The following is a 1,711-nucleotide window of genomic DNA, read 5'->3' as shown; positions in this document are numbered from 1 at the left end:
CAGAGGGGTCGGGATTGGACGCGAAATGGGGGTCGTCGTTGGAAGCGATTTGACATGTAGGGTCGAAGAGAAGATGCAAAAGATTGCGCGGGCTCGGCCGGTCCGCCAGAGCGGTAAAGCATCCGAAAAAGCGCGGCGCCGCATCGTTGGCCAGCAACACGTTCCAGTGGCGGTCCATAACCACCGCCGGGAAGGGCTCGTTCTGCTGCAGCATGCGCCGCAACGCGGCCGTTACCCGCTCCATCACCGGAGCTTCGAGCCCGGCTTCGGCATAGCGCGGCGCGTGACCGGCGGCGAGCAGGATGGCGTTCCGCTCGCGCAACGGCACGTGCAGCGCCTCGGCCAAGTCGATCACCATCTGCGTGCTCGGGCGGCTGCGGCCACTTTCAATAAAGCTGACGTGCTTTTGCGAGACGCCAGCATCAAGCGACAGATCGAGTTGCGACAGGCCCCGCAAGTCGCGCCAGTGCCGCAGCAGGGTACCGGCCGCTCCCAGGGCCATCCGTCCTTTTCTTGAAGCATTTGTCATGGCGTCTCCTCAGGACCGTCAACCGCGCGCCGGCCGAAGCTCATGCCGGATGCCACGCGTGGTCGCGAAACGCTGGCTCAAGCGGCGGCTTGGTTACATTGGCGGTGTAGTTGGTGATGGTCGAAGCTGCGGTGACGGCGATGACCTCCAACAGGTCCTCCTCGGTGAAGCCCGCCTGGAGGAAGGCAGCGCTGTCGGTCACATCGAGCCTGCCACGCTTCTCGATCAAGGTCCGGGCTAACCGGGACAGGGCCGCAAATGCGGGATCGTTTGGGAGACGGGCTGAGCGGATGGCGTCCACATCGGCCGGCGTCAGTCCCTGCTGCAACGCCAGGGTCGTGTGAAAGGCTACGGCCCACTCGGCTTCGTTCGTCACCGCATTGGTGAGAAGGAGTACCTGGATCTGCGGCTCGGTGAAGCTACCTCCGTGCACGTTGCCGAACAGGCCGACAAGACTGCTACTCAGGACAGGGGAGGTCGCCATGGCGCCGGCGATGTTAGGGATGAAGCCGAAAGCGGATTGAAGCGCATGCAGAGACGGCTGGGACGCCTCGGGGGCCGTGGCCATTGTGTGAACTGGGTAGTGGGACATGACAGGTCCTCGTCGAGGGAAACCGGAGCCAAGCCGTTGTGCGGCCTTGCTGGTGGCGCAGGTGTCGACCTTTGAGGGCCTCGTCTCAACTACCTCAGAGGTAATCGGATCGAAGCGCGATCATAGAGTCGCTCGCCGCGCCTGCCGTTGATCCTCGTACCCTTGATCGTCAGGACGTCTGAATAGCCTCAGACTCATCCCCAAAGCAGCCGGGCCGCTCCCCACCCAAGCCGGTGTAGTGGCTCGGCCTAGGTGACCGTCAGAGGGGGTATGACTCGAGTCTGCTTCTGGCCGGAAGCGGAACGTCAATTTTCGGAATAAATTTGAGGCAGAGCTGTCTCACATAACACTGACGGTTAGTGCTAAATTTCAGGGCACTGCGCGAAGCGGGTCGACGGACTCAGTTTAAGGTATCTAGCCGGCTGTAGGTCTCCTCCGTCTAGACCTGCTTGATCGTAAGCCGATGATCGCGCCCGATCAGGATCGGCGGGTGTTGCTCTCGGCTGAGGGTACGAGGTAGGCGGAGGTTTCGAGTGGTGCCGTCGCGGAGTTGGTTGGAATTCAAGGTGGCGTAGTCTCCGGGGTGCTGA

The 1,711-nt window shown here is 62.2% G+C and carries 2 protein-coding genes; both read right to left on the bottom strand.

Going from position 1 to position 1,711, the window contains the following annotated elements; all coding sequences use genetic code 11:
• Positions 1-502 (bottom strand): helix-turn-helix domain-containing protein (locus tag P7D22_RS23010; RefSeq protein ID WP_319936570.1); only part of this gene is annotated, 502 nt, incomplete at its 3' end.
• Between the two features lie 67 nt (positions 503-569).
• Positions 570-1,121 carry a carboxymuconolactone decarboxylase family protein gene (locus P7D22_RS23005; RefSeq protein ID WP_319936569.1) on the bottom strand — a complete coding sequence of 184 codons (552 nt, stop codon included), beginning with the start codon at positions 1,119-1,121 and terminating at the stop codon, positions 570-572.
• Positions 1,122-1,711: the final 590 nt, after the last annotated feature.

Origin of the sequence: Lichenihabitans sp. Uapishka_5, from assembly GCF_033947565.1 — a bacterium.
Classification (GTDB): Bacteria; Pseudomonadota; Alphaproteobacteria; order Rhizobiales; family Beijerinckiaceae; genus Lichenihabitans.
Note: the sequence above shows the minus strand (reverse complement) of the source record. Positions and strands in the feature narration are given on the sequence as shown.